The sequence below is a fragment of the Klebsiella aerogenes genome, assembly GCA_029027985.1.
Classification (GTDB): Bacteria; Pseudomonadota; Gammaproteobacteria; order Enterobacterales; family Enterobacteriaceae; genus Klebsiella; species Klebsiella aerogenes_A.
Genome location: CP119076.1, coordinates 4,224,892 through 4,250,540, shown reverse-complemented (window position 1 = coordinate 4,250,540; position 25,649 = coordinate 4,224,892). Strand labels below are relative to the sequence as shown.

Below are 25,649 nucleotides of genomic sequence, written 5' to 3'. Positions count from 1 at the left end.
ACCTTATCCGGGATCTTGATCAAAACAGCGTATCGAGCTCGTCCAGCACGTTGTAGTCGTCGTCAACCAGCAGCAGCGTCTTCCACTTGTCAAAAGTCAGGCACGGGTGCGAGGTGCCGAACAGCAGAATATCGCCGACCTGTACATCGCTGTCCGGCGCCAGACGCAACATACAGTGCTGATCCATAATACCGATGCTGACGATCGCCTCCGCCCGCAGCGGCAATGCCCGCCCGTTGCGATAGTGGGCGATCGGCTGTGGTAACCCGGCGTCAAAGGCGCAGTCGCGCTTGCCGAAATTCACCACCGCACGATCCGCCTCCGGTACCGATTGCACCATTGCCATCAGTTCCAGCGCCGAGGTGAGATCGCCGGCGAGATCGCAGGCTATCGGATCGCGAGCGATCAACTCCTGCTGAGCGAGATCGTAGATCCCGCGATCGTGAGTGATATAACACCCCGGGCGGATCACTATCCGGCAATGGCGCGGTTTTTCCGCCGCCAGCCAGATGTTGCAGACCACGTCATACCACACGGTGCCCGCGCCGGTGAGGATGAATTCGCCGTCAACTAGCGGTTCCATACGGCAGGCAAGCGCTGCGGCCTGCCGCAGTAGCGCTTCCACCTGCGGCTGTGGATCGTCGCCGTGCAGCACCCCTTCATACAATTCCAGGCCGCGTAGCCGCAGGCCCGGCAGGCCGCTAACCAAATTCGCCAGCGCCAGCGCGTCATCAACGCTGCGACAGCCGCAGCGCCCGCCCGGTACGCCAAGCTCGATCAACACATCCAGCGTCTGGCCCCGATCGGCGAAGAAAGCTGAGAGGGTGCGGACGTTGCTTTCGCTATCGACGCAGCAGATAAAATCGACCGCCCGGTAGTGCGCTTTTAGCTGGGCGACGACCTGCATATTGGCTTTGCCGACCAGCTGATTGACCATCAGAACACGATGAATGCCGCTGGCCATCGCCGCGCTGGCCTGCCACGCGCTGCCGACGCCGATCCCCCACGCCCCCGCCTGTTGCTGCGCCTGAAAAATCCATGGCGTCATCGTGGTTTTACCGTGCGGCGCCAGCGATACGCCGCGGGCGTCGGCATAGCGTTGCATCCAGGAAATATTATTTTCCAGCGCCTTTCTTTTGAGCAGCGCGGCGGGCAGACAAACCTCTTCGGCCAACAGATTCGCAGGTGCGGACATGACGGCGGATTTGTGCGGGATGAGCGGAGTGGAATGGTATTTCATAACACTATCCTTACAGGGTTTATAATCGGATGTTATTGCGGTATCAGTTATAACTAATTGATAAATATTGTTTTAATATAATATTGTTATTCGTTTTGAATAAAAGTATCACAAAATGATCTGGATTTTGCGTAGTTTTCCACTGTTTTTTGCGCTTGTAAATGGTTAACTTGTCGGCATGTCGAAAGGGAGTAATTGCTATGAAAGTTGACTGGCTTTTCAAAAACGTCACGGTGATCGACGGGAGCGGCGGGCCGCAATACCGTGCTGATGTGGCGGTGAAGGGCGATCGGATTATCGCTATCGCCCCGGCGTTGGACGTCGCGGCGGAGCGGGAGATTGACGGCCAGGGGCGGGTACTGGCACCAGGTTTTATCGATGTCCACACGCATGACGATATCAACGTTATTCGTATGCCGGAGTATCTGCCGAAGCTCAGTCAGGGGGTGACGACGGTGATCGTCGGCAACTGCGGGATCAGCGCGGCGACCGCCACCATGCGCGGCGAGGTACCGGACCCGATGAATCTGCTCGGCGAGCCGCAGCACTTTATCTATCCCACCGTGGAGGCTTACGCCCATGCGGTGGAGGCGGCGCGGCCATCGCTAAACGTCGGCACGCTGATTGGCCATACCGCGCTGCGCAATAATCATATGGATGACCTGTTCCGTCCGGCGAACGAGACGGAAATCGCCGGTATGCGCGTACAATTGCGCGATGCGCTGCGCCAGGGCGCGCTGGGCCTGAGCACCGGCCTGGCCTACGCCAGCGCCTTCCAGTCGACGACCGAAGAGGTGATGGCGCTGGCGGAAGAATTGGCCGCGGGACAGGGCGTTTACACGACTCATTTACGCTCGGAGTTTGAGCCGATTCTTGAGGCGCTGGACGAAGCCTTCCGCATCGGTCGTCACGGCAACGTGCCGGTGGTGGTCTCGCATCACAAATGCGCCGGAGCGAAAAACTGGGGGCGTACCAAAGAGACGCTGGCGTTCTTTGATGAGATGCGCCAGCAGCAGGATATCGCCTGCGACTGTTACCCCTATTCCGCCAGCTCGTCGACGCTGGATATGAAGCAGGTCACCGATGAGTTCGATATCGTGATCACCTGGTCAGAAGCGCAGCCGGAGCAGGCGGGGAAAACGCTGCGGCAGATCGCCGATGAGTGGCAGGTCAGTCTGCATGATGCCGCGGCGCGGCTGATGCCCGCTGGCGCTATCTACTACAACATGGACGAGCAGGATGTACGGAGAGTGATGCGCTATCCGGTGACCATGATCGGTTCGGACGGCCTACCGAACGATCCGATGCCGCATCCGCGCCTGTGGGGAGCCTTCCCGCGCGTGCTCGGCCACTACAGTCGCGACGAGCAGCTATTCCCGCTGACGACCGCAGTGCACAAGATGACCGGGCTGTCGGCGGCACGCTTCCAGCTGGCGGATCGCGGGCTGGTGAAAATCGGCTACTTTGCCGATCTGGTGCTGTTTGACCCGCAGACGGTGCGCGATGTCGCCAGCTTCGCCGACCCGAAACGACCGGCGGACGGTATTGAGGCGGTGATGGTAAATGGCGTGATGAGCTACGGCAGCGACAAAAAAATTACCGGGCGGGCAGGGCGTTTCCTGCGCCGTCGGATGGACTAAGGAGTTGAGTATGAGTATTAAACGTTATGGCGTAGAAGGCGGTACCGGAACCGGCGGTCAGCATCTGCCTTTCGCCCGCGCGGTGGAAGCGGGCGGCTGGTTGTATGTCTCCGGGCAAACGCCGATGAAAAATGGCGAAGTGGTGGAAGGCGGGATCGTCGAGCAGTCGCGTCTGGCGATTCAGAACTGCGTCGACATCATGACCGAAGCAGGCTACGGCCTGGCGGATGTGGTGCACGTCAAAGTGATCCTCACTGATTCGCGCTACTTCCAGTCGTTCAATAAAGTATTCCGCGAGTTCTTTGGCGATAACCCGCCGGCGCGTATTTGCTGCGTGGCGGATCTGGTGGTGGATTGTAAAGTTGAAGTTGATGTGACCTGTTTTAGCGCCGCGCGTCTGTAGCGTCCGACGCCAAAAATAAATCCCTCCCTTCCCGGGAGGGATCGTCAAAAAAGTGTGATATCGGCACCAGAGTGAATAAATAAATCGGTGCCACTGGGTTCGCTATGCCTTTTTTCAGGCATGGTTCCTGTTAACTCATAATATTCAGCGGCACGAATATTATTTATTACGTCTGGATGTGAGCAATGAATAATATGTCATTTCTGATTTGGTTTTCCATTTATGCCTGCGCGATGATTACCTTAGGCTGGTACGTTTCGCGTAAACAAAAAACCGGTGAAGATTTTTTACTTGGCGGCCGTTCGCTGCCGATGATCCTGACCCTCGGGTCGACGGTCGGCACCATGGTGGGTACCGGCTCCAGCGTCGGCGCCGTCGGCTTTGGCTACAGTAACGGCTGGGCCGGAATGCTGTACGGCCTCGGCGGCGCGGTGGGCATTCTGCTGGTGGCATGGCTGTTCGCCCCGGTACGTAAACTTCGCTTTATGACCATGAGTGAAGAAATGTCTTATTACACCGGCGGCAGCAAAATTATTAAAAACCTCGTCGCGGTGCTTATTTTTATTGCCTCTATCGGTTGGCTGGGGGCGCATATATTAGGCGGCGGCTTATATCTGGCGTGGGCCAGCGGCATTGATATTAATGTCGCGAAAATTATTATCGCGCTGGCCTTTGTGGTTTATGTCGGTATCGGCGGCTATTCCGCGGTGGTGTGGATCGATACCATTCAATCGATCGTATTGTTCGTAGGCTTTATTTTAATGGCGGTACTGGCGGTGCATCATGTTGGCGGCTGGAGCCACATTCAGCAGGCGGTAGACCCGGCGGCGCAAAGCCTGTTTGCGGTCGACAAATTAGGCGTGCTGCCTGCGCTATCGCTGGCAATGGTTATCGGCGTCGGCGTGCTGGCGACCCCTTCCTATCGCCAGCGTATTTATTCGGCGAAAACCGTCTCGTCGGTACGCCAGTCCTTCACTATTACCGGCCTGCTGTATCTGGGCTTCTCCTTCCTGCCGGCGATCATCGGCATGGCGGTATGGACCATGAACCCGCAGTTGGAAAACAGCGGTTTCGCTTTCCTGTTTGCCACTCAGGTGCTGCCGCCGGTGCTGGCGATGGCGATCCTGATTGCCGGGATGTCGGCGAACATGTCTTCCGGAAGCTCTGATGCTATCGCCGCGGTATCCATTATGCTGCGTGACCTCTATACCCTGGTTACTGGCCATATGCCTGCGCCGGAGAAGGCGATTCGTCTGTCGCGGATTTTCCTCGTGCTGGTGATTGCGTTGGCGCTGCTGTTCGCGCTGACTTCCAACGACATCATCAGTTACATCACCAAAATGATTTCGATGATTATGTCCGGGATGTTTATCTGCACCATGCTTGGCCGTTTCTGGAACCGCTTTAACTGGCAAGGTGCGGTCGCCGCACTGGCTGGCGGCGCTGGGGCATCAATTGCGGTGCTGATGGATAGCGACTGGTTGGCCTTCTGGGGCAACCCGTGCATTCCGGCGGTACTGAGCAGCCTGGTGGCATCGGTTGTGGTGACGCTGCTGACGCCGGCCAGCAGCATGAGCCGCGAGCAGGCGCTGGAGATGATCACCCGCGAGCGTGAAAGCCGCCCAACGCCGCCGCCGTTGCCGATCGGCAAACGCCACACCTCGCGTGGTTAAGGGGCGACGATGAACGAGTATATTGCCGTTGACTGGGGCTCGACGCAGCTGCGCGCCTGGCGTATCCGTAACGGGGAGTGTATTGATAGCCGACAGTTGCCCTACGGGGTGACGCGTCTGAACGGGCAAAGCGCTGAGGCCATTTTCAACCAACATCTGGCGCCCTGGCGCGGCGATGATTCTCTGCCGGTAGTGATGGCGGGAATGATCGGCAGCGACGCTGGCTGGCGCCCGGTGCCCTATCTGGCTTGCCCGCTGGCGATAGACGCCCCTGGCGGCGAACTGTATGCGGTGGCTGAAAACGTGTGGATCGTACCGGGACTCAAGGTGGCGCAGGCCGGGGATTATGATGTGATGCGCGGCGAAGAGACGCAGTTGCTGGGAGCCTGGCAACTGATGCCCGCAGAGTGTTACGTGATGCCCGGCACCCACTGCAAATGGGTACAGGTACAGGATGGCGTGGTGCGTCATTTCGCCACCGCAATGACCGGCGAACTGCACCACCTTCTGCTTAACCACTCGCTGCTGGGTAAACAGCTGCCCGCGCAGCAGATTGATGAGACCGCTTTTGCACTCGGCCTGGAAAAAGGGCTGACTCAACCAGCGCTGCTGGCCGGGCTGTTTAGCGCCCGCGCCGCACGGGTGTTGGGGGCGCTGGCGCCCACTTCGGTTAGCGATTATCTCTCCGGGTTGCTGATTGGCGCGGAGGTGGCGACCTTTAGCGAGCGCTACCGCGCCAGCCGCGTGGCGCTGGTTGGCGATCCGGCGCTGAATGCCCGCTACCAGCGGGCGATGCTGGCGCGTGGGATGACGGTTTCCTGCTGCACCGGCGATGCGGCGTTTCTTTCTGGTATGGCGAGGATGATTGATGGACAAGGTTAAACTGGTGGCGATTTTACGCGGCATTCTTCCCGTTGAGGCAGCGGAGCATATTGCGGCGCTGATCGATTCGGGTTTCCGCTATATCGAAATCCCGCTCAACTCACCGGACTGGCAGCACAGTATTCCGGATATGGTGCGCCAGTTCGGCGAACGCGCGGTGATTGGCGCCGGTACGGTGCTTAAGGTTGAGCAGGTCGATTTTCTGGCTGACGCCGGGGCGAAGCTTATCGTGACGCCGAATACGGCGCCGACGGTGATCCGCCGTGCGGTAGACCGCGGGATGTTGGTTTGCGCCGGTTGTGCGACAGCATCGGAGGCGTTTAGCGCGCTGGATGCCGGGGCGCAGTGGCTGAAAATCTTCCCGTCATCGGCATTCGGCCCGGAGTATATTCGCGCGCTGAAAGCGGTATTGCCGCCGGAGGTTCCGGTGCTGGCGGTAGGCGGCGTGACGCCGGAGAATCTGGCTAGCTGGCGGCAGGCGGGCTGCGCGGGGGCTGGGTTAGGCAGCGATCTGTACCGCGCCGGGCAGTCGCTGGCGCGCACACGCCAGCAGGCGCAGCGCTTTATCGCCGCCTGTGACGACTAGTCGCCGAGCGGCAGGCGGTCGACGCCGTCGCGGTGGTCGTCGAGCGCCAGTTTGATGCGGCGCAAACGATCTTTCGCCTGCGGTTTGTTGGCCATCGCCAGTTCGGTGGCCAGCACATCGACCATCGCCAGCATCGCGTAGCGCGAGGCGCTGGGCTTGAAGATATAGTCGTTTTCGCTGACCAGCAGCGGCAGCAGCAGATCGGCCTGCGCCGCCAGCGGCGTATCCGGCGGGGTAATGGCGATAACTTTCGCCCCATACTGTCTGGCGATGGCGGCGCTTTCAATCATCTCTTTGGTATAGCCGCCCAGCGACAGCACAATCACCACGTCTTTCGCCGTGACCGCGGAGCTCATCATACGCACCAGCAGGCCATCGCTTTGGCTGACGACCGGTAAACCGAGGCGGAACAGGCGATACTGGATCTCCTGCGCGCAGATGGTCGAGCCGCCGCCCATGCCAAGGGCGAGCACCTGGCGCGCGTCGCTAATCCAGGCCACCGCGCGTTTCAGGGCCTCCAGATCCAGCGCCCGACGGTTGGTCTCCAGCACGCTGATGATGGATTCATAAATTCCCTGAACCCCTTCCAGGTCCGGCACATCGAGAATAAAGCGTTGACCAATCGCCAGCGACTGGGCGAGCTTCATTTTTAGTTCACGTACGTCTTTACACCCCAGCGCGCGGGCGAAGCGGGTCACTGAGGCCTGGCTGGCGTGGGTCAGGCGCGCCAGTTCGGCAATCGGCATTTCCGCCGCGGCGGCGACATCGTCGAGAATAAATTGCGCGATGCGTTTTTCGGTCGCCGTCAGCGCCATAAAGCGGTCGGTGATGCAGGAAATGATATCGATCGAATAGGCCATACGGGGTTTCAGATTATTTATAATGGTACTTGTAGCGCGGCGATTTTTTTTGCATTAAAACGCACAAAAAAGTGCACTACCAACATTACTGATAATGCACTATGCAAAAACAAATAAGTAACTACCCTATACGCTCTAAAGCGTAACTCCATAACAGGCTTTAAGGTATGCTTTAATTTTATTCAGTAGAGTGGCTCCATCTGTTGTATTCAGCGCAACGTTGCACATAAATAAATCACCTACATCACCATCCCAGAACTGTGATCCGCCTGGTAATGCGCCAAGGGCAAATGCTGATAATGACGGACTGCCGGCAGCGGCGACAGAGGAGGCGATGCCGTTAACGCGCAGGAAAATATTTGTGCCGTCGTATCCACATACGAACGCAAACGGCGTATCCAACTCCAGCGTCGGGCCAACACATGTCGCCGTACCAACCTGAAACGTTAATTTTCCTGCATTACCACCGGATACCGATACATTGAGAATGGCCCGTACTGATTGGGATGTGAAAGTACCGCAAAGGTTGCTGGTTGCCGCCAGAGTACGTAGTGTTGCAACACCAGCCCAACTAAATGACTGAGTTAAATCCAGTGCATCGCCATTGAAGATCGAGCGATCCGACTCTGATGAATTAAATCTGGCCCCAGAATAGTCCCCGAACAATTCACTTACCAAGGTTGCCCCGGAGGTATCGGATGAGCGAGTAAGTTTGCTGGCTGTGTCTTTTCTGTCATTAAACGAAAGGATATCGTTTCCACTCAGTGTCACATGGCTGGCGTCAGCCTGAAACCAGTGAAGCAATCCCGTATCGGCTTTTAAAGCCTCTGCGATACTTCCCCCAGGCAGTAATGCGGGATTGTTAAATCGTTGAGGAATTCTAAAACCGGCCATAATAGTTACTCCGTAACTGTGATCTCAAATCGGATTAAATAGTGACGAACGTTGCGCGGGATATTCACCCCCTGCCCGTTCCACCAGGATTTTCGGTTGGTTTCGACCATGAGGTTACCGCGGCGAGTCGGCCAGTACGTGACATCATCAAATGCGTCGATCGCATATCGCAGCGTTCTGTTACCTGCCGCCGGCGCTGACGAAAGTGTCAGGCGCGCTGTTTTGACTCCAGTGACTTCAACAGCTGTGATGGTCGCGCCGGGGAAAGAAAATCCATGGTTAAGCGTATCAGGCACCCAATCGCTATCGATTTCGAGTTTCGCACCGAACTGCTCCAGTGGTGTCCCCTCTAACGTCACATCAATAACGTTGCCGGTCAGTACGGCAGATGCAGGCTGTACCGGTTGCCATCCCCCTTTATCCACGATACTGCTGTAAACGTCCGCGTAGGTTTCACCCAGCATCAGGCGACCCTCAGGCCCGGTGTGGACCGTACTCGGGCCTGTTGACTCGTCGCCGAGTTTAAACTGATACATAGGCCCTGCGAGGAAACAATCAGAACGGTTGTTGGCTACGTCCCATTGTCCCTGGCTGGCGTAGTTCTCTCCGCTAGCTGCTTTGCTCATGTTGGTTTGCCAGATAGCGACCTTAACGTCACCAGCCTGACCAGTTGCTGCTTTAAAACCGGGAAGAACCGTATTGAACAAATCATTCAGCTGCGTGGCGTAGTTCTCCCGCCCGGTCGGTCCTGCCTCTCCCTGAATCCATTGCAGCACGTCAAGAATAGCTGTACGCCCATACTCCGCAGCAATCTCTACAGCACGTTGCAGGAACGTCACGGCATTCTCGTAGTTCCAGTAGCCTGACTGTGCATTTGGGTAAAATGAGCTGATTGGCTGACTACCATGCCAGGCTGTTGCGGCAATATAGCCGGGGTCATCCCGTCCAAGCTCTGCGTTTCGTTGCGTAATGCTGTACACCGAGCAAATTGCCGGGGACTGCGCCGCAGAGTAATCCAGCGCTGGTACGAAATCGGTGAGTGATGCAGGGGATAGATGAACCGTCCCCTGCTGGCTGCTGCCGTTGACTCCCGAAAAACCCCATGTAGAAAAAGCCCAGGGTGCAGTATCAACAATGCGGCCGGTTGAGCCTCCCAGCCCGGCATTTGACTGCCCGTATACGAGCGCAATGCGGATTGCCGTAGCCAGGGGCGAGGCCATAACCAGCGTATCCTGTACACCATCACGCAGTTGGCGCGCGTCGAAAGTGCGAGAGCCTTTATCTAAAATTGATGCCGTATTGAATTCGTCGCCGATATAGTGCCGGGGATTAAAAACACGTGCCCCCCATTCCCCACGGATGTCTGGGACAGTAGTTCCGCCTCCGCCGATTCGGTCAGCGATATACGCTACGGAATCATCATCCAGTAGCGCGAACGTTAATCCTGTTTTAGGGTTAAAGCCGATACCGACGAACCCATCCAGTGTCGAATCGACGATGGGGACACAAAGTGGGGCATCGCGAGGAGGGATTTTTTCGAAACTCGGTATTTCGACGCCTCCGACAGCAAGGGACCCGTCATCTTTGAATCCAACCACCGTCCCGTCTGCAGATAAAACAGGGACAGAAAAACCGGCCACACCATCACGATAGAGAGACTGACCTTGCATTTGCTGAATAATGCTCAGGAGTAAGTCAATGATCGCTTGCGACGGAATTTTCCGCCCGGTAGCCTCCAGCGTACCGCCGTTGTTGATATACTCGTCTGCAAGGGTGATATCTTCAATGCTCGTTACCCAGCATTTAGAAGCATTCAGAATATTGCCGACAAGAACATCATTTTGAGCCTCAGGCAAGATGGTATAAAAGCGGACGTTATTAGTTATTGACCCCATGCCAGGCATGGATGCAATGTTAAATGCCACTCCATCATCATTGAGGTAATAATTGAAGGACAAACTGCTGCCAACTCCCTCAGCAACACGAAATATTTTACCACGCGGCGTATTAGCCAGGCCTGTGATTGTACCATCCGGGTCTGATACAGTTTTATAGAACGTATATTCACGGTAATCACTGGCTGATTCTACCAGATTACGTAGCCAGTTAGTCCTATTGGCAAGTTGTAACGCCTGAAGGTTCAATATACCACCAGGACCAGCTTTAGCTCTTTCTGACTCTTCAAGTTGATGAATACCGGATTCCCATGCTGATGTTTCAGGTAAACTAGCCATTATCAACCTCCGAATAGGTAATAAGCGGCCAGACAATATCAGGGGCAAGCGAAGTATCAACACGGTTAATTAGCACTCGGTACGCCTGCAAAGAAGTCAGTCGGGATTTTTCTTCATCAGTCGCCATATTAAGAGCCACTGCATCCTGAAGAATGGAAATATCAGCCGATGCCTGAGCAATCAGCTCTTTTTTCTGCAAATCAGCAACAGCAACATCAGCCGCATGCTGAGCGTCTGCGTCGGTTACCCAGGCAGAGCCGTCCCATTTGTCGTATGGGGTTGATGGTGCAGAGGTGGTTACAGTGTCAGGTATGGGGCCGGGCTCGGTAATAACGTGGCTGGCCAGCGTCTGAATGTCATAGACGGTGATACCGCGATAATCATCAGTAACAGACCAGGACGAATTATCTTCAGAACGAACAGCAACCTGATATTCACTTTGTACCGGTGGTTCTTCAAGGCATGAAAATGCAGGCAGTCCGACACCAAAATGAATATAAACATCCTCGGTACCGATAAACTCACGGGAAGTCATATCAAAATGAAATACCTGAACAGTACCTGCCTGAGTTGCAATCAGATTGCTGTCAAATACTGCTTTAATATCTCCAGACATTATGCCGCCCTCACAATATAATGAAATGCCATGTTTTTAACCGTGGTTTCGGAATTACCGGACGCATCAATAGTTATCGTGTGACCATGTGGGCCGATATAAACTGTGTGTGAATGCGGGGGTTGCACAGAGGTCCGCCCGAATCCAGTACCGCCATTGCTACCAACTTCCTGGTCGCTGCCACCTTGTTTTTGCATCGCGGACCCCCAGCCGTGATCGTGCTCGTTGTCTTCGCTGGTGGTTTTTGTGCCCAGGTCAGTCTGGGACGCTGATGCTCCATGGGTATGCGTTTTATTGCCGTCAGCTTCAAGACTGAGCAGCGCACGGCCAGAGGCCGGTAACCCTTTGATGGTTTGTCCCCGTAAATCAGGTAACACGCCCCCGGTATAAACTGCAGCCAGATTCGGATAGGTCGCCGCGCTGAATGACGCACCGTTGCAGATTAAATATCCCGTCGGCGGTGTACTGGTTGGCCAGGGTAGCGGTATGCCGTAAGGTACCGACATATTTGAATCGACCATGATTTTATTAATGGCCTGCAAAACCTGCGTATTACTGTCGCCATCAGGATTGATATTTGCAGCAGCCAGAATAGACAGCAGTTCACTTTGTACAGACCGGATGGCACCCTGCACATTATTCAGGAACAATGCTCTGACAATGGTTCCCAGCGTCCCCAGCGAGGGGTTACCGTCGCTGAATTCATTATTTGGCGCATCAACCGGAGGCATCAGGCTTTGCATATAATACTCCGTTAATCGTTGGTTTTTTCTACGTAGCCGGTCATTGGCTGTTCGCCATCCAGCGCAAATGAACCATCCAGATAAAGCGGATAGGTCATTTCGGATTCGTAGAGGAAATAACAAAGGGTATGTGCGGGCTTTAATTCATTGAATGTCGTTTCAAGAACTTTATCGCCCAGCGTCATGAGCCGTTCGCCAACACGGGAAGTCCCGGTGCGGAAATAATAAAGCGGAACCTCTAACCCATAGACGTTTACCCGCCACGTAAAAATAATATCGTCGATATAGAGCGTGTCACCGCAGCGACTGGAACCGACCCTGAAGGGCTGTAATTCATCAATGGTGATGGTGTAACCAATCCTGCTGGCCATGGTGATGAAATACGGAATACTTAAACCACCAATTTCTGACAGCTTAATCAGGACGCGATCGAGACGCTGCTGATAACCGTCATCCTCATTAGGCGTGACATCTAAAACACGCTCCCAGTCTGTCAGCAGGTTATCAGCAAAAAATGGTGCAACAGCATTCAGTGCATTATTTGCGGATTCATCCGTTGCATCGAATGCGTTACCTTCTGCCGATAACTCAGCAGATAGGGCTGGCTGCTGCGTATCGTAGGCAACCGGCGGCAGTAACAGGGATAAGAGGCTCTTCGCATTGCTCATAGCTGCGATACCTCGATGCTGCCGACACGGATCCATTCCACGACGGTTTCACTGACGTCAGGAAATACGTTCGACGTCGGCGAGACGATGACACGGTCCACGACACCGGTCACGATAGAAATTAACATCTCGGCCTGAGAACGAATAAAGGGCTCACCCGGCGGTAATTTATTGATATAGTCGGTCAGCGTGGAAATAATATTTTCACGCGCCACATCAATTGTTACACCATCAAGCGAAACCTGAATAACGAGGTCTACCGTTTTAATCGTTGGCCCCAGTACCAGGCAGTTCTTTGCCGTTACCGGACGTACATCGTCGATATATGCCTGCGTGGCGGCGATAATTTCGGCTGAGGGTAAGCCGTCGGCCGAGGTAATAACCACATCAACGGTACCCAGACCGCGCCGCAGAGGATAAACATAAGCGGCCGTGACGCCATCCACGGACATCGCCCAGCGGCGGTAGTCGTACTTATTCCCGCCGGCTGGAGCGCGACGAATAATGTCAAGCAGACGGTCCAGCAGCTCGGTATCCGATTCCTGGTCAGTCCCCCCGGACATAATCCCGATAATAACGGTACTGTCGAACCCTGTCGGCGTGCTGGTAAACGTGCCTGTTGTGATAGCCGTGGTATTACCGGCAGCGCCGGCAGTGGAATAGCTCGCCGCTACCGTGCCGTTACCGTCACTATCAAGCGTCACGGCAGCCGTGGTGGTATACGTCAGGCTACCGCGCGTCACACTGTAGCCGGCCGCTGCCGTCGCGCCGGGTTCGCCGGTGACCGTCAGGGTGCCGCTGGCCGTAGTGGCCGACTTGCGATACAAGCCGCGTGTGCGGGCGTGCCATTCGAGAAACTCGGTATCGGCGGTGTCGGGAAATATCTGGCGAACTATCCAGCCCTGATACTGATAAATACCGGTGGCCACGCTGGCTACTGCGCTGGCCCGGATATATAAGTCGCTGTCAACGCCGATATCCGCGTCTGTATTCAGGTTTTTAATATCGCGCAGAATATCACTGCGGATATTGTCAAACGTCGGCGTGATAAACGGCATTAAATAACCCTCACAAAATGCTTAAAGGTGACGGTAATACCATCGGCCTGAATAACGGTGATCAACAAAAGGAGCCAGCCCGGCTCCCCCTGAAAGGTTTCTACTGTGATACTTTTTGCCCGACCGTCGGTATCGGCCGTCAGCGGTGCCAGCGCCTCTTCGGCATACTGGCGAGCGAGCTTATGTACGCGGGTTACATCTTTCTCTCTCCTCAGCAGGTAAAGCTTTGAACCGACAGCCGGCTGCGCCCACCACGAGCCGAGCGGGATGGTCAGACGCAGATACACTGCGTTAGCCAGGGTGCTGGTGCTCGTGCCGGCGTAGTCGCCGGTTGTCGGGTCTAATAGTCTGTCCACGCTGCCATGATGGCAGCGCGGTATACACGGATTAAGCTGAAGAGGTTCAGTGGGTTCGGAGGGGGTTACATCTGCTGGTTCGGTTTATCCGTTGTGCCGGCGTCGCCGCCATGTTCGTGGTCATGGTCATCATAGGTCTCGCGTATCGCATCGAGCGTCGATTTACCGTCGGCCAGCTGGTCAGAGGCTTTGAGTAATGGCGTCTCAAATGTTGCGCCGGCGGTGGCGGTGACGCCATAGTCCTCTGCGTCCACGGTATATTTTTTTGTCTTCACGTGGTACTCGTCGCACTCCACCTCGACAATACGGCCCTTTTTGATATGCACAAAAGCGCCTTCGTCAGAGTAGATGGCCACTTCACCGCTCGCCACCTGCAGGCGGTATGCGCCGTTCTCCGTGGCGATGATGATGGAATGGGACGTCTGGCCACCGATAGGGAGCACGATACACTGAGTGCCGGCAGGCGGGCAACTGGTAAACCCGAAGTGCTGGAACAGTTCGGCGTCCTGCAGCTTCTCGCCGGCGAGGCCGTTAACCTGCACCTGCTGGATACTTAAATCGCTTTTAACACGGGTTAAACGCCCCCTGAAAGCGAGCCTGATACCGCGCAGTGCGGAGCGGATACGTTGATCAACCTGGTTCCACATCGACTATTCCCGTTTCCAGTTTTTTCTTTTTCCGTCCCTTACGGGCCTTTTTCTTCTTCGGCCACGCGTCAGGTATCCAGACGCCGTCTTCTTTCAGCCTGAGCGTGGTCACCGCGCCGCCCGGACGTCCGCCGGTGAACTCCCGCCCCATCAGAAAATAGACGGCATCGATGCCGTGAGGCTCGCTGATAACGTGGATGCGCTGCCCGGGCTCCCATAACACGCCGTCGCTGGTACGGTGGCCCTGAACCCGGGCAATCAGGCTGTAACCCTCCAGGCGAGCATCGGCCATCATCTTGCGGGCGCGGTAGCGGACCTGGTCCAGGTCATCGGCGTCATGCATAACCACCACCTGCGGCCGGTAATACGTGACCGTCGGATCCTCAACGATAAACTGCAGACCGTGCTGTCCGGTCTCGGCGATGCCGGTTTCCATCTCGATCGCGGTGTCATCATCTTCTGCCACAGTCGCAGTGGTCACACTGTCAACATCAACTATCCCCAGTTCTTTCTTGTTGTTAGTCGAATGTGCATGCCCCTGCGCCAGCACGGTGAGCCGGGAGAAGCTGCGCTCCATGCTGCTTTCATCGGTGAGGCTGAGCAGGTTATTGCCCTCGCCGGAACGGCGCATCACCAGCGTGGCCACCGGCGCAGTGGTGTAATCCGGGCCACCGATAACCAGCGTGCCATCCGGGCGGAACCACGGCCAGAGCCCGCGACCGGCACAGGCCCGCAACAGGATATCCCAGGCACGCTCGCCCGGTTCGGTGGTGATTTTGTCATTGCGGATCGAGCTCTCGGCGTGCAGCTCGATGTTTTTGATACCCAGCGGCCGCACGACCTGGGCGATGACTTCTTCCAGGCTGGCCTGACGGCTGGTCAGCAAAGGTGATGCGCAGTCCACCAGGATGGCTGCACCGTCACGGCCGGTGACGGACAGCGATACCTGATCCCGGCTGACTGTACGGGAAACCCGGTCTATGCGCCCGGACATCACAACATCCGGCCCGACGCGAACCTGAACAGGAACACCCCGGGCCACGCCTTCAGGGAAGATGCCGGCCGGCAGACCGAGACGCATCGACCAGGCATCGGCGGGGATAAGAAAGTCGCTGTCGATACCGTAGCCGGACCAGTCGGAATGCACCTTACCACCGACGATCACAGAGACTTTGTCGAGGTCGATATCCTGCGCGGCCTGTTTATTCTGCGTAGCCATTCAGCACGTCCCCCGGGATGATGTTGTTAGGGTCCCGGAGGGACGGATTCAGGAGCTTCAGCTCGCCGGCGCGGGTGTAGTCGCCGTACCACAGGTGCGCAAGCAGGTGCAGGTTCGAGGCGCTGGCCACAGTGCGCTGAATCATCGGCGGCCGGGCATTAATCAGGGCCACAGCCATCGACTGCAGGGATAGCGCAGTATCGCGCAGGCCATCAATCACCGGCTGATACTGCAGGGCGATCGACGTCTCTGAACTGCTGACGTTTTCCATCTCCGCCGCCCAGGTACTGCGCACGCTGTCGATGGCGTTCTGTACCGCCTGACGGGCATCACCGGCGATCAGACTGATATCAGCGGGACTGAGTGAAGCCGTGATGGTCTCATCACTAAGAAGGTCTGACGCCTGCTGCGCCAGCTCGATGGCCACGCTGATCATGGTCATCGCGATGAGCTCGCGGATATCACTGGTGGTCACGTTCGCCGGCATCTCGACTGATGCGGTTACATCGCCAGTGACCAGACCCGCCGGCAGTGCGGCCACTTCATCGGCCTGTGTTTTTACCGCCGCCCAGTCCGCGATGACCACGGCCGGCGCTGACGCATAGACGGCAGAGTCGCTGCTGATAGAGCTCATCGCCGCTGAGCTCTGCAGGCTAAGGGCTGACTGAATATCGTTCATAAAGGCCGACGGGAAATTCACAAAATCGGTGGTGCTGCTGATAAAACCGGTGATATCGCCGCGCAGAACAGCAACCATATTCAGCGCCGTCACGCCCAGCGCTTTGGCCCGGGCCAGATACTGCCGCGCCGTTCGTAGCGGCTTCATGGCGTTATCCAGCAGCGTCGCGGCGTTATCGAGAATCCCCTGGGCCTGGTTAAAGATGGCGTCAGCCTGGCTGAGTGGCCACTCGCGTACAAAGAACTCGACATCCAGACCATCCTGCAGGAACTGCAGATCAACGGTGCAGTAATCGGGGTTCTCCGCGTCGTGGTTTACCTGGTAGACGTAACACAACATATCCGGCATGGAGCCGAACACAGGGTGAATCAGCTCGCCCGGGCCACGCGTATCGAGGGCGGCGATAAACGCCTGCAGCCTGCTTTCGTAGTCGTCACCAAAGAACACCGCCTGGCACTGCAGGCTACGGGGTTTACCGCCGAGGTCTTCAATATTAGCCCCGTTGCGATACGGGTATTCATGTTGGGCGATATCGCGCTGCACGCTGTCACGCGCGGTAATGATATCGAACGCGACGCCCCGGAAGCTGGCGTCCTGCAGGTCTGTTTCCCATGCCATCAGTGCGGTCCTCCCTGCGGCCCACGCGCAGCAGACTGGCCGTTAGCTTCGTTAACAACCTCTGCCAGTACCCGGCCATCGACCTGTAGCTGGGTGGTGATGTTGATGAGGGGCTGCGCCGCTGGCTGCTGCGCGAACGGAGGCACCGGGTAACCGTTGGCAGACTGAGGGATGCTGATACTTGATGGTGAAGCCCACCAGGCTTTTACTTCATCCCATGCATCCATGAGCCCCGGGCGGGATTTCAGTGCATCAAGCATCCTGGCCTGATCGTTAGGGTAATTACCTTTTTCAAGCCGGGCGCGCGCCTCGGCATCACCACGACTGACCTGCAACAGTGGCGCGGCGTCAGCACCTTGCCAGAGTGCAAACGGTGCCAGTACACGACCACCGATGAGGCCGAGCCGGCCAGCCCAGCCCGGAATACGGCTGGCTGCTCCAGCACCTGCCGCTGCAGTACCGCCGGCTGTTGCTGCCGCACCTGCAGAGGAAAGAAACTTGATGCCGGCGAACGCCCATGCTGCGGCCGTCATTGCTTTGATTGCGGTTTCAGCGCCAGCTAGTGCTTTTGTCAGGCCCGGATACGCGCCAGCGTAATCGTTGAGTTCGCCAGAGAGCTTACCCAGCACATCTGACAGCGGCTGGATAGAGTCCATCTGCGCAAAATCCCGGGTATTGTTGAGCTGGTTGACCTTGAAAAGGTTTGTCCCTTTGATTAACTCAAAGTTCTGCTCACCAGCTGTCTGCCCTTCAGGCAAATCCCGCTGAAGGTTGGCGCTATCTCGGACATCGTAGGCATATTTGCGATTCGCTCTGTAGGCAACCAGGGCCATCAGTGCTTGCTGATCTGCGATAATTCGCCCAACAGAAGAGCCTTCCAGTACTTTTGCCTGAGATGCCATTATTTGTTGGCGGGTAGACCCGTCAGTCGTACCCGCTAGTTGTTTCTCAAGTTTCTGATATGCAGGATTACTCGCGACGATCTTGTCTACTATCCCACTAAATGCATCAAGAGCATTCAATCCCTTACCCTGGGCGGCAACAATGGAGCCCGGAAGATCAATACCTTTACCGTTATAAACGATACGGGCAGCAGCATTTGCTGCATCCTGGCTCGTTATTTTTGCCAACAATTGAGTTACGTTCGTACCCGCCTGATCACTGGAACCTGCAGTAATAGCAGCTGCCTGATTAAAACCCAGGAGGGAAGCGAAATCGTCCAGGCCTCTCATGCCGGCATTACTCGCATTCGCAAGCTGAGCCGGTAAGAACTTCGCCATATCGGCAAGCTCGAATGAGCCAGCCTGGCCAGCACTTATCGCCATGTTGAGAGCTTTAGGTATATCACCATCATTGAGGCCGAAAGTTTGCTTCAGACGAATCGCTATCATGGCGAGGTCTTTAGAATCAGCACCTGTTGCCGTTGAATATTTTTGCAGTGTGGGGAGTAGACGTTCTGCTGAACCGTAATCAACAGCCCCGGAGGCCAGGAGCGTATCAAGCGTATCAGCAGCCGTCTCCTTACTACCACCACCAACAGAAACGGCACGGCGGATCAACTTATCCATCGACTGCATGCCTGCCTGACGGCCGGCAAGGTTATCATCTGCAAACGCAGTGTTGGCCATCATGGCCAGACGTTGCTGATACGTCATCTGGTTACGCACTGAGGGGGCGACAATAGCCCCCGCGGCTGCGATACCGCCGGCGAACGCTGTGACATTACCACCCCACATACGGGCGCGTTCCATGCGTGACATTGACTGACCGGCACCATTGAGCTCGGTGCGCAGCTGCGCGACCTGGTTCGTCATCGCACGAAACGCGCGGGTCTGTTCATTAGCGGTGAGGGTGCCGGTTCGGAGCAGACGATTATAGGCGGCCTGCGTCTGCGCTATCTCGCGCTGGATGTCGCGTTCAGAACGGATCCCCAGCACAGAACGGGCATTCGCTGCCCGCTGATACTCCTGCTGCAGGGTTCGGGATGCGCGGATGCCGCTCTGTGCCGACTGTTCACGGACGCGGGCGGCTTCTTCCTCGGCTTTCTTATTGGCATTGGTCTGCTTTAAGACGTCGGCCAGAGTCTGGCGCAGTACCTTAGACCCCTGGTCTTTTGCCATCAGGGTCATGGCAAGCTGTAGAGCACGCATTTACCTTTTCCCCTTCTTTTTCCTGCGGGATTTTACATGAGGAGTACGGGAAGCCGGCTTCCTGCCGTGCAACCCGTCGAGATCGTCAAGCCAGTTGGTCAGCTCGCTGACTGTCATTCCTTCGATGCGGTCTGCGCTGATGCCAAATCGTCCGAGGATGAGGGTGGCTCGTCGGAGCCCTGAGAGACCGGCGGTACGCGCATCCGCTTTTTTTTAAGCCCGGCCAGCTCTGCATCTAGGAGGTCCATGTCGTCATCGGTCAGGCCATCCAGTAACAGCTCTGCCGTGATGTCTTCCTTTTTCAGGTCGCCCAGAGACTCGATGACTTCAGCCATGACCGCCACGCGGTAGTACATCGAGGCTGCAGGCGATTCCGTTTCGCCAAAGGCTTCGTTTGTCGCCGCCAGGGCATTGACGGTATGCCGTATTACCGGAACCGTCACGGTGTAGTCGTAGAGGATGACGTCACCGTGAGGCACGCCGTAGAGTAATTGTCCTGATGCTTTCATTAGCCTTGTACCTTACGCAGTGACTGGATCGTGATATCGCGGCGGGCTTCGTTATCCACGGTGTACTGTTCGCCGGTCTGGGTGGAGAAGCAGTCCAGGTAGCTATACAGCGGGTTACCGTCCATATCCATGGTGGTCAGTTTTGCGCCCACCATTTCATCCCAGTCCGGCTGCGCGACGTTTTTCGGCATCACAACGGTGATCTGCAGCTGGTGCTCGGCGATACCTTTTGCGTAACCTTTAGCGCGGCCGGTGCGGTTCATGGTCTTCACCAGCTTGCGGCCGGTGTTCGTCTGAGGACGAATATCGGTAACCTCAATCTCCTGGCCGTCCACGTACAGGACGATTGAGCCGACGTATTCTTCAAGTGCCATTTACATGCTCTCCTTACAGAAGCAAATCGATACGACCGGCGAAGACGTGGAGACCGTTCACCACATCCGACGGAATACGGGCATTCAGGCGGTTAACATCCTGGCTGTCGCGTTCGACAATCAGCGCATCCTTATTGGCGTCAACTTCCTCAATGATTTCGAGCTCTTCCAGCTTCAGCAGCACGTCATAGAGCTCGCTGCGGACCAGTGGCGGCGTACGCGTAGAGAGCTTTTCACGCGGGAAGCGCAACGCAATGCGCTCACGGCAGGCTTTACGCACGTAATCCAGGGTTCGGATGGTCGTCAGGTCCAGCAGAGACACGTCATCGACGCCGCTGGCATTGCGGGTATAGGTCGTGATGGCGCGGACGATCTGCACCGTCTCACCGGAACCCACTTCAAACGGAGTCAGGCCGTTATGCAGTGCGTTTTCCTGCTCGGTTCGTCCCGGGCGGCTGGCGAGGTCCGTCACATCCAGCGCGAGCGTCAGGGTGTTCAGCGGTCGGGCCGGGTCTTCTTCACTGGCAATACGTGCGCCATATGCCGCCGCAATCTCTGCCGGCAGCATGACGGAACCGTTATGCCAGCCCACCGTAATACGTCCGCTGTTGATTTGTGACGCCAGCGTGGTACCGGCGGCAAGCGTACCCGACCAGCCGGCGACGCCCACCGCGCCACGTTGCTCCATCGGGCCGGAAACAAAATCCAGATGGGTACGCAGTGCCGTCAGTGTTGCCTGGGTGCAGAACGGACTGATGATGATGTTGTGACCTGCAGCCACGACGTTCGCCAGCGCCGGCGCGATATCCGGGTCAGTCGCTCCGCTGGCCATCGCAACGATGGCAGTCGTCGTACCTGACGCGCTGGTCTGTGCACGCAGGCGAATATCGTTGCCGGCGGTACCTTTGTTCTTCGCGGTCAGCGTAAGGACACCAGCAGCCACTGCAGCAGTAACTGGCAGTTCCGGCTGATTGTCGATCGCAGTTTTCATTGCTGCGGCGATGGCCGTTGCAGTGTCTGCCGCACTGACGGCCACATCCACACGGGTTTTACCGACCCACAGGCTGACAACGCCCTGCGAACTGGCAGGCCCTGTGATGGTCAGCGTACCGGCGGCGGCAACGCCTGCGCTCGCATCGCTGACACCGATAACGGTCAGGTCAAGATAGGCATAGGTGCTAATGGCCGTCACGACCATAAGGTGCGCAACGGACCCGTAGCCAAAGTAAACCGCAGCCTCATCGCCGCTGAAGACACTGGTAGCCACAAGCGGATCAAGGCTACCGCTGGCGAGCATCGGGGCGACAATCAGTACCTTCTGCGCATTCGCCGGCAACGTGCGTACCGCAAGTCGCGTGTTGAACTCGAAATACTGCCCCGGCTTGCGGATGCTCGACGGGATATTGTCGAAAGAAATATTCGGGCTGGACATTATTTAGTTCCTTTGCCGGTAGTCGCTTCAGTCACTTCGACCAGGTCGCCCTCGTTAAGACGGCGCTGGTAATAGGTGCTCCCGGGAACCTCTACAGGCTCCTGCTCGATGTAGCGGCGGGGGTTATCCTCGCGCGGTACTCGGATCCCTTCACGGGCTTTAACTTTCATGATGAATAATGTCCTCAGCAGCGAACGGCTCCCGGCCGTTCAGGAAATACTGCAAATCAGTGGTTAGCCAGGCCGGATCGTCTTCGCTGCTTGCACCGCCATACTCGCCAAAAATCTGGTCAGGATGGCCGGGCGGCAGGTCTGCAGGAGCCAGCGGGAAGCGGCCATTTTGCAGTGATTCAGAATCAAAACGGGTGTCGAACTCGCAGGCAAATACGGACATAGCGGCCTTCTGGACCTGCGTGTTAAACAGGGTTCGCACCTTGCCGGGCATCAGGTGGTCAATCGGTAACCCTAAATCCTGCCGCGCCAGCAGCCGGCGTATGGCGTAAACCAGCTGGTAGGAGCCGACCTCGTTGAATGACGGCCCACCGTGCCGGGTAGCCTGGTCACTGCGCACGCTTCGCGCGCCCGCGATGACCACAAAACGCCCGGTATCACGCCACTTATTACGGGCGGTGCTCAGCAGCTCTGAACCCTGTACACCGCCAAACGTGACCCATACCCCCGGCAACTGGCGAACCACCTCAGCAGGTTCGCCATCGAGTTCGCCACTGTAGGAACGCACCTCGCGGACCAGTTTGCCGAGCCCCCGGGTGAGCCTGTCGATAATGGCGGATTCGATTTGCGTGATAATCAAAATGCACCCCCATCCGTTTCACTGCGCCCGAAAACCCGGCCATTCGAGGAAAAGCGGGAAACACTCCCGCCCTGAGCGACTGAGCCATCCGGGAGACGGCCCAGCGTGATGCGGCCATCAGCCACACGCTCCAGATACCTGATTGCGTCTTCATAACGTTGACGTATCTCCTCCGTGTTCTGCGTCTGTGCGCCGGTCAGTTCGTACCGGGCGATATCGCAACATTTACCCGTCAGGATCCCGGGCGTATCGGTCCATGGCACCGGATAACGGCCAGCAAGGTAGCTGTCGATGGTGGCGGTGGCCCGTTCTAGGCCACCGTTCAGCACGTCGTCGTCAATCTCACCGGTATAGTCACGATCGGAAAGCGCGATACATTCCGTTTCACCAAACTGACTGACCATATCGTCCCGGGTTGCGTACATAGCTGGCTCCACTTACTTTTTCGCTTTAGCCGAAGACTCAGCCGCTGCAGTATCGTCAGCAGCGTTATCCTTCGCCTCCGGTGACAGGCTCGCCGTCTGAAGTGCCAGCGCTGCCTGCAGACGATCGCGGTCAGTGGTCACTTCCTCCAGCTGGGTCTCCAGCTCCTGAATGCGTCCCAGTGCGGCCTTCAGCTTGTCATCATCGCCGCTGATCGCGCCGGTATGCACGACCAGCGCAGGCTCGGCACGCAGGATGGCGATCTGCTCTTCGGTAAAACTGCCATCCGGCCAGGTCACAGGCACGTCACGGTGTGCCACGCCACAGCGACGGAACCCGTCGCGCTTGGAGGTAATCGTAATTTCAGGCATTTATGCATCCACCCCGGTTGAACCAAAAGCCATCTGCCAGAAGCCATAACCGCCGTTGGAGCGGGCTTCGGCACCAAATTTGTATTTCTTCAAAAGGAAAACGTCGTCGCTGTCCATATTCGTCTGCTCAACGAATACCGGCTTTTTACGCTCCTGGTAGACCAACGGCTTGACGGGCTTGGTGGTATCAAAGAGATACCATTCGGTATCCGTCGCCAGCCCTGGCCAGACCAGTACTTTCGCTGTCCCCTTGTAGATGTTCGGCGTGTTATCCGGGAATCGGTCAGCCGTCATCAGGTAGTTGGCGGTATCTTCCAGCGCCGGCGGGACAACCAGTACGCCAGGATTGATACGCAGACTTTCCCCTTCATCGTCCTTGAAATCACGCATCGCTGAACGACCGGCACCGTAGGATGCCTGAGCCGCTGCGAACGTCGCCGCAGACAGTTTTTTGGTCCCTTTGTTGGAAGCCGAGTTTTTACCCACCGGATGATCGGTATCGAAGAAATACTGACCGTCATAGCAAAGGTTGGTGAAACCACCACTCATCAGTCGCCCGATGATATCGGCCGGCAGTTCTGCTGCCGACTGGCCCGCGCCCTGTGCCTGCTGTGCATAGCCCAGCATAGTGTCGTCTTCGATGTCGTTACGCTCGACCTCAATGGTCGCTTCCCAGTCTTTGTTACGGATGGTGTAGCTGAAGCCTTCAAGGGCTTTCACCACTTTTTCACCAATCCACTCGCGCATTTTCGGGAAGCGCGAAAGCCAGGCGTAGTTTTCTTCTTTGGTGGTGGACGGCACGACCATCGCAATCTGCTGCCAGTCGTTTGGCGTCTGATCAAACGCATTCTGAAAGGTCTTCTTGAGACCGATAAAAATGGTTTTCAGGTTCTGCTTGTTAACAATCACGGCTGCTCTCCTTAAATTTCAACCCAGACGCCGTCGGACTCGACGGCAATAACTTTACCGGCCACCGGTCGTGCATCGGTGTTGCTGGTTTTTGCCACGGTGATACTGTCGGCGACATAACAGGACTTACCGACATCTGCCTGGGTTACGGCGTCCCCGGACAGGTTCGCCAGCTTCCACGCCTTACCTCGACGCACGAGAACAGACGTCGCCCCGGCCGCGCCGGCAGTGTTATCGGCATACTCATCGGAGACGCCGAAGATGGTCAGGGTCGCAGTGGCTGCCCCCGGAACGGCCAGACCACTGGCGTTAACGCCGACCAGGTGTCCGCCATAAATCATCGTGGCCGCAGCCACAGGCACGGCGACCAGATCGCCGTTACGCCAGGGAGTGTTACGATCAGGCATTGCCGGATTCCTCTTTAAAGTTGTTCGGATCAAGCCCCATGATGCTGAGCATCGCCGGATTCAGCTCATCGTCCGGGGCGGAAATAGTGCGGGATGGCTGACCTGCAGGAGCACGGCCACCAGTCTGAGTAGTCGTCAGCGCGGCGATGCGAGGCTGCTTACTCAGATGATCACGGAGTTTGTCGGGGCTGGATTTGGCCAACGCCTCCGCCCATCCTTTTTGCGCCGGCAACAGACGGCCGTCAGACAATGCAGCCTGAATCAGGTCAGCGGACTGCTGGTTCGTCAGCTGTGCAATCTGCTCTTCACCAGAGGCGCGGGCCTGCTCGATAGCCTGATTCATGACTTCAACAGAGACCCAGCGGGACGGGTCCGGAGTTTCAACCTGAGATGTCAGCGCAGCGACGCTGGCTTCCAGCCCATTAATCCAGGCAAGACCGGCGGCAGCCTGGCTGTCCGAAGCCTTAATTTTGTTAATGAGCTTCTGCAGCTCGTTTAAAATGTCGGCTTCCGTTGACGAAAGCGGCAGTCCCAGAAACCAGCGGAGCTGCTCCAGTAAATCTTCCATTGTTGAATCCTCAGTTGAATTGATGGCCAGCAGAGACGCGGCGGCAAGCATCGCCTCATCCATACCGTCCAGGGCGGGCGTATTGGTCAGGGCCGCGTTGATTAACGTGGTGACCAGACCACTGGTGTCGTACAAAAATACGGGGGAAATAAATTTGTATTCGCCGGCGTCGATAGCGGCGGCGGCGGCCTCAGTCCATTCGACATCGACCGCGAACAGACCCACACCCTCGCGCCATTCCAGCTTTTTGAACCAGCCGGAAGCCGGAGCCGGCAGACCGTTCTTCGCCGATCGCAGGGTCTGGTGTTCGTAGTCGATGACATAGGGGGTCTGGCGGGCGTCAGCCGCCGCGATAAGCGCGGCCGCGATAGTGCCGTCAATAAACCAGCCGTCAGGGCATTCAGCCGGGCGACCATCGCCGGCACGGAAGGTGCCGGCCGGTAACAGCTGGATCACGCCGCGAGTGGCGGCGTTGATAACCTGTGAGAGTGACGCGATACGAGTTTTCATGACGCTGACATTACGGGGATGCCGGCGACGATTTCAGTTGAAGGACTTCAGTGGGTATATAAAGGAAGGAACCGCGTCAACATCATGTCACTCTGTCAGGGTGCAGGGCAATAGCGCTAAACGCTTTTAAACCGCTTTTAAAAACGCCTGAACACCCTTTGAAGGTAGTT

The 25,649-nt window shown here is 56.8% G+C and carries 29 protein-coding genes; 5 read left to right on the top strand and 24 right to left on the bottom strand.

Annotation, left to right across the window (positions count from 1 at the left end):
* Window positions 1-19 precede the first annotated feature (19 nt).
* Together PYR66_20235 and PYR66_20230 are read right to left on the bottom strand one after the other, a co-directional pair.
* Window positions 20-1,240, bottom strand: coding sequence for an amino acid deaminase (locus PYR66_20235; protein ID WEF27584.1), 1,221 nt, complete (start codon window positions 1,238-1,240; stop codon window positions 20-22).
* A gap of 43 nt (window positions 1,241-1,283) precedes the next feature.
* A complete protein-coding gene (locus PYR66_20230; GenBank protein WEF27583.1) occupies window positions 1,284-1,463 on the bottom strand; it encodes a hypothetical protein in 180 nt (59 codons plus the stop codon).
* On the opposite strand from PYR66_20230, the gene PYR66_20225 reads away from it, so the two are divergent.
* The 5 genes from PYR66_20225 (at window position 1,441) to PYR66_20205 (ending at window position 6,424) form a co-directional block, all read left to right on the top strand.
* A complete protein-coding gene (locus PYR66_20225) occupies window positions 1,441-2,880 on the top strand; it encodes a D-aminoacylase (protein ID WEF27582.1) in 1,440 nt (479 codons plus the stop codon). The two genes, PYR66_20230 and PYR66_20225, sit on opposite strands and share 23 nt — an antisense overlap.
* A gap of 10 nt (window positions 2,881-2,890) precedes the next feature.
* Window positions 2,891-3,283 carry a RidA family protein gene (locus PYR66_20220; GenBank protein WEF27581.1) on the top strand — a complete coding sequence of 131 codons (393 nt, stop codon included), beginning with the start codon at window positions 2,891-2,893 and terminating at the stop codon, window positions 3,281-3,283.
* A 185-nt stretch (window positions 3,284-3,468) separates the two neighbouring features.
* The gene (locus tag PYR66_20215; protein ID WEF27580.1) at window positions 3,469-4,956 is read left to right on the top strand and encodes a sodium:solute symporter family protein; all 1,488 of its coding nucleotides are present in this window, start codon (window positions 3,469-3,471) and stop codon (window positions 4,954-4,956) included.
* Between the two features lie 9 nt (window positions 4,957-4,965).
* Window positions 4,966-5,838: a 2-dehydro-3-deoxygalactonokinase gene (locus PYR66_20210; protein ID WEF27579.1), complete on the top strand. Its 873-nt coding sequence runs from the start codon at window positions 4,966-4,968 to the stop codon at window positions 5,836-5,838.
* Window positions 5,825-6,424, top strand: coding sequence for a 2-dehydro-3-deoxy-6-phosphogalactonate aldolase (locus PYR66_20205; GenBank protein WEF27578.1), 600 nt, complete (start codon window positions 5,825-5,827; stop codon window positions 6,422-6,424). Before PYR66_20210 ends, PYR66_20205 begins: the two co-directional genes overlap by 14 nt.
* Here the strand turns inward: PYR66_20205 and PYR66_20200 are convergent.
* The 22 genes from PYR66_20200 to PYR66_20095 all read right to left on the bottom strand — a co-directional run bounded on the left by PYR66_20200 (window position 6,421) and on the right by PYR66_20095 (window position 25,479).
* Entirely contained in the window at window positions 6,421-7,284 is an 864-nt protein-coding gene (locus tag PYR66_20200) for a MurR/RpiR family transcriptional regulator (GenBank protein ID WEF27577.1), read from the bottom strand. The two genes, PYR66_20205 and PYR66_20200, sit on opposite strands and share 4 nt — an antisense overlap.
* Window positions 7,285-7,419: 135 nt before the next feature.
* Window positions 7,420-8,178, bottom strand: a complete 759-nt coding sequence (locus PYR66_20195) for a hypothetical protein (protein ID WEF27576.1) — start codon at window positions 8,176-8,178, stop codon at window positions 7,420-7,422.
* Window positions 8,179-8,183: 5 nt separating this feature from the next.
* Window positions 8,184-10,412: a hypothetical protein gene (locus PYR66_20190; protein ID WEF27575.1), complete on the bottom strand. Its 2,229-nt coding sequence runs from the start codon at window positions 10,410-10,412 to the stop codon at window positions 8,184-8,186.
* Entirely contained in the window at window positions 10,405-11,028 is a 624-nt protein-coding gene (locus tag PYR66_20185) for a tail fiber assembly protein (GenBank protein ID WEF27574.1), read from the bottom strand. The genes PYR66_20190 and PYR66_20185 overlap by 8 nt, the downstream gene beginning before the upstream one ends.
* On the bottom strand, window positions 11,028-11,771 hold the full coding sequence (locus PYR66_20180; protein ID WEF27573.1) for a tail fiber protein: 744 nt from the start codon (window positions 11,769-11,771) through the stop codon (window positions 11,028-11,030). Before PYR66_20180 ends, PYR66_20185 begins: the two co-directional genes overlap by 1 nt.
* Before the next feature lie 11 nt (window positions 11,772-11,782).
* The gene (locus PYR66_20175; protein ID WEF27572.1) at window positions 11,783-12,439 is read right to left on the bottom strand and encodes a DUF2313 domain-containing protein; all 657 of its coding nucleotides are present in this window, start codon (window positions 12,437-12,439) and stop codon (window positions 11,783-11,785) included.
* On the bottom strand, window positions 12,436-13,497 hold the full coding sequence (locus PYR66_20170) for a baseplate J/gp47 family protein (protein ID WEF27571.1): 1,062 nt from the start codon (window positions 13,495-13,497) through the stop codon (window positions 12,436-12,438). Before PYR66_20170 ends, PYR66_20175 begins: the two co-directional genes overlap by 4 nt.
* Window positions 13,497-13,853, bottom strand: a complete 357-nt coding sequence (locus PYR66_20165; GenBank protein ID WEF27570.1) for a phage GP46 family protein — start codon at window positions 13,851-13,853, stop codon at window positions 13,497-13,499. Before PYR66_20165 ends, PYR66_20170 begins: the two co-directional genes overlap by 1 nt.
* Before the next feature lie 65 nt (window positions 13,854-13,918).
* The gene (locus PYR66_20160) at window positions 13,919-14,500 is read right to left on the bottom strand and encodes a phage baseplate assembly protein V (GenBank protein WEF27569.1); all 582 of its coding nucleotides are present in this window, start codon (window positions 14,498-14,500) and stop codon (window positions 13,919-13,921) included.
* Window positions 14,484-15,719 (bottom strand): phage tail protein, encoded by a 1,236-nt coding sequence (locus PYR66_20155; GenBank protein WEF27568.1) that lies wholly within the window; start codon window positions 15,717-15,719, stop codon window positions 14,484-14,486. Before PYR66_20155 ends, PYR66_20160 begins: the two co-directional genes overlap by 17 nt.
* Complete coding sequence (locus tag PYR66_20150) at window positions 15,703-17,016, bottom strand: DNA circularization N-terminal domain-containing protein (GenBank protein WEF27567.1); 1,314 nt, start codon at window positions 17,014-17,016, stop codon at window positions 15,703-15,705. The genes PYR66_20155 and PYR66_20150 overlap by 17 nt, the downstream gene beginning before the upstream one ends.
* The gene (locus PYR66_20145) at window positions 17,016-19,166 is read right to left on the bottom strand and encodes a phage tail tape measure protein (protein ID WEF27566.1); all 2,151 of its coding nucleotides are present in this window, start codon (window positions 19,164-19,166) and stop codon (window positions 17,016-17,018) included. The genes PYR66_20150 and PYR66_20145 overlap by 1 nt, the downstream gene beginning before the upstream one ends.
* A gap of 113 nt (window positions 19,167-19,279) precedes the next feature.
* Window positions 19,280-19,675: a hypothetical protein gene (locus PYR66_20140; protein ID WEF27565.1), complete on the bottom strand. Its 396-nt coding sequence runs from the start codon at window positions 19,673-19,675 to the stop codon at window positions 19,280-19,282.
* On the bottom strand, window positions 19,675-20,049 hold the full coding sequence (locus PYR66_20135) for a phage tail protein (GenBank protein WEF27564.1): 375 nt from the start codon (window positions 20,047-20,049) through the stop codon (window positions 19,675-19,677). The genes PYR66_20140 and PYR66_20135 overlap by 1 nt, the downstream gene beginning before the upstream one ends.
* A 13-nt stretch (window positions 20,050-20,062) precedes the next feature.
* On the bottom strand, window positions 20,063-21,481 hold the full coding sequence (locus PYR66_20130) for a phage tail sheath C-terminal domain-containing protein (GenBank protein WEF27563.1): 1,419 nt from the start codon (window positions 21,479-21,481) through the stop codon (window positions 20,063-20,065).
* Window positions 21,481-21,651 (bottom strand): DUF2635 domain-containing protein, encoded by a 171-nt coding sequence (locus PYR66_20125; protein ID WEF27562.1) that lies wholly within the window; start codon window positions 21,649-21,651, stop codon window positions 21,481-21,483. The genes PYR66_20130 and PYR66_20125 overlap by 1 nt, the downstream gene beginning before the upstream one ends.
* Complete coding sequence (locus tag PYR66_20120) at window positions 21,641-22,291, bottom strand: DUF1834 family protein (protein ID WEF27561.1); 651 nt, start codon at window positions 22,289-22,291, stop codon at window positions 21,641-21,643. Before PYR66_20120 ends, PYR66_20125 begins: the two co-directional genes overlap by 11 nt.
* Window positions 22,288-22,716, bottom strand: coding sequence for a DUF1320 domain-containing protein (locus PYR66_20115; GenBank protein WEF27560.1), 429 nt, complete (start codon window positions 22,714-22,716; stop codon window positions 22,288-22,290). Before PYR66_20115 ends, PYR66_20120 begins: the two co-directional genes overlap by 4 nt.
* Before the next feature lie 12 nt (window positions 22,717-22,728).
* Window positions 22,729-23,085: an HI1506-related protein gene (locus PYR66_20110; GenBank protein ID WEF27559.1), complete on the bottom strand. Its 357-nt coding sequence runs from the start codon at window positions 23,083-23,085 to the stop codon at window positions 22,729-22,731.
* A complete protein-coding gene (locus PYR66_20105; protein ID WEF27558.1) occupies window positions 23,086-23,994 on the bottom strand; it encodes a Mu-like prophage major head subunit gpT family protein in 909 nt (302 codons plus the stop codon).
* A gap of 11 nt (window positions 23,995-24,005) precedes the next feature.
* Window positions 24,006-24,401, bottom strand: coding sequence for a hypothetical protein (locus PYR66_20100; GenBank protein WEF27557.1), 396 nt, complete (start codon window positions 24,399-24,401; stop codon window positions 24,006-24,008).
* Entirely contained in the window at window positions 24,394-25,479 is a 1,086-nt protein-coding gene (locus PYR66_20095; GenBank protein WEF27556.1) for a phage protease, read from the bottom strand. Before PYR66_20095 ends, PYR66_20100 begins: the two co-directional genes overlap by 8 nt.
* Window positions 25,480-25,649: the final 170 nt, after the last annotated feature.

Coding starts and splice junctions, on each gene's coding strand:
- PYR66_20235 (WEF27584.1), bottom strand. CDS start 1,240: ATGAAATACCATTCCACTCCGCTCATCCCGCACAAATCCGCCGTCATG.
- PYR66_20225 (WEF27582.1), top strand. CDS start 1,441: ATGAAAGTTGACTGGCTTTTCAAAAACGTCACGGTGATCGACGGGAGC.
- PYR66_20220 (WEF27581.1), top strand. CDS start 2,891: ATGAGTATTAAACGTTATGGCGTAGAAGGCGGTACCGGAACCGGCGGT.
- PYR66_20215 (WEF27580.1), top strand. CDS start 3,469: ATGAATAATATGTCATTTCTGATTTGGTTTTCCATTTATGCCTGCGCG.
- PYR66_20210 (WEF27579.1), top strand. CDS start 4,966: ATGAACGAGTATATTGCCGTTGACTGGGGCTCGACGCAGCTGCGCGCC.
- PYR66_20205 (WEF27578.1), top strand. CDS start 5,825: ATGGACAAGGTTAAACTGGTGGCGATTTTACGCGGCATTCTTCCCGTT.
- PYR66_20200 (WEF27577.1), bottom strand. CDS start 7,284: ATGGCCTATTCGATCGATATCATTTCCTGCATCACCGACCGCTTTATG.
- PYR66_20195 (WEF27576.1), bottom strand. CDS start 8,178: ATGGCCGGTTTTAGAATTCCTCAACGATTTAACAATCCCGCATTACTG.
- PYR66_20190 (WEF27575.1), bottom strand. CDS start 10,412: ATGGCTAGTTTACCTGAAACATCAGCATGGGAATCCGGTATTCATCAA.
- PYR66_20185 (WEF27574.1), bottom strand. CDS start 11,028: ATGTCTGGAGATATTAAAGCAGTATTTGACAGCAATCTGATTGCAACT.
- PYR66_20180 (WEF27573.1), bottom strand. CDS start 11,771: ATGCAAAGCCTGATGCCTCCGGTTGATGCGCCAAATAATGAATTCAGC.
- PYR66_20175 (WEF27572.1), bottom strand. CDS start 12,439: ATGAGCAATGCGAAGAGCCTCTTATCCCTGTTACTGCCGCCGGTTGCC.
- PYR66_20170 (WEF27571.1), bottom strand. CDS start 13,497: ATGCCGTTTATCACGCCGACGTTTGACAATATCCGCAGTGATATTCTG.
- PYR66_20160 (WEF27569.1), bottom strand. CDS start 14,500: ATGTGGAACCAGGTTGATCAACGTATCCGCTCCGCACTGCGCGGTATC.
- PYR66_20155 (WEF27568.1), bottom strand. CDS start 15,719: ATGGCTACGCAGAATAAACAGGCCGCGCAGGATATCGACCTCGACAAA.
- PYR66_20150 (WEF27567.1), bottom strand. CDS start 17,016: ATGGCATGGGAAACAGACCTGCAGGACGCCAGCTTCCGGGGCGTCGCG.
- PYR66_20145 (WEF27566.1), bottom strand. CDS start 19,166: ATGCGTGCTCTACAGCTTGCCATGACCCTGATGGCAAAAGACCAGGGG.
- PYR66_20140 (WEF27565.1), bottom strand. CDS start 19,675: ATGAAAGCATCAGGACAATTACTCTACGGCGTGCCTCACGGTGACGTC.
- PYR66_20135 (WEF27564.1), bottom strand. CDS start 20,049: ATGGCACTTGAAGAATACGTCGGCTCAATCGTCCTGTACGTGGACGGC.
- PYR66_20130 (WEF27563.1), bottom strand. CDS start 21,481: ATGTCCAGCCCGAATATTTCTTTCGACAATATCCCGTCGAGCATCCGC.
- PYR66_20125 (WEF27562.1), bottom strand. CDS start 21,651: ATGAAAGTTAAAGCCCGTGAAGGGATCCGAGTACCGCGCGAGGATAAC.
- PYR66_20115 (WEF27560.1), bottom strand. CDS start 22,716: ATGTACGCAACCCGGGACGATATGGTCAGTCAGTTTGGTGAAACGGAA.
- PYR66_20110 (WEF27559.1), bottom strand. CDS start 23,085: ATGCCTGAAATTACGATTACCTCCAAGCGCGACGGGTTCCGTCGCTGT.
- PYR66_20100 (WEF27557.1), bottom strand. CDS start 24,401: ATGCCTGATCGTAACACTCCCTGGCGTAACGGCGATCTGGTCGCCGTG.
- PYR66_20095 (WEF27556.1), bottom strand. CDS start 25,479: ATGAAAACTCGTATCGCGTCACTCTCACAGGTTATCAACGCCGCCACT.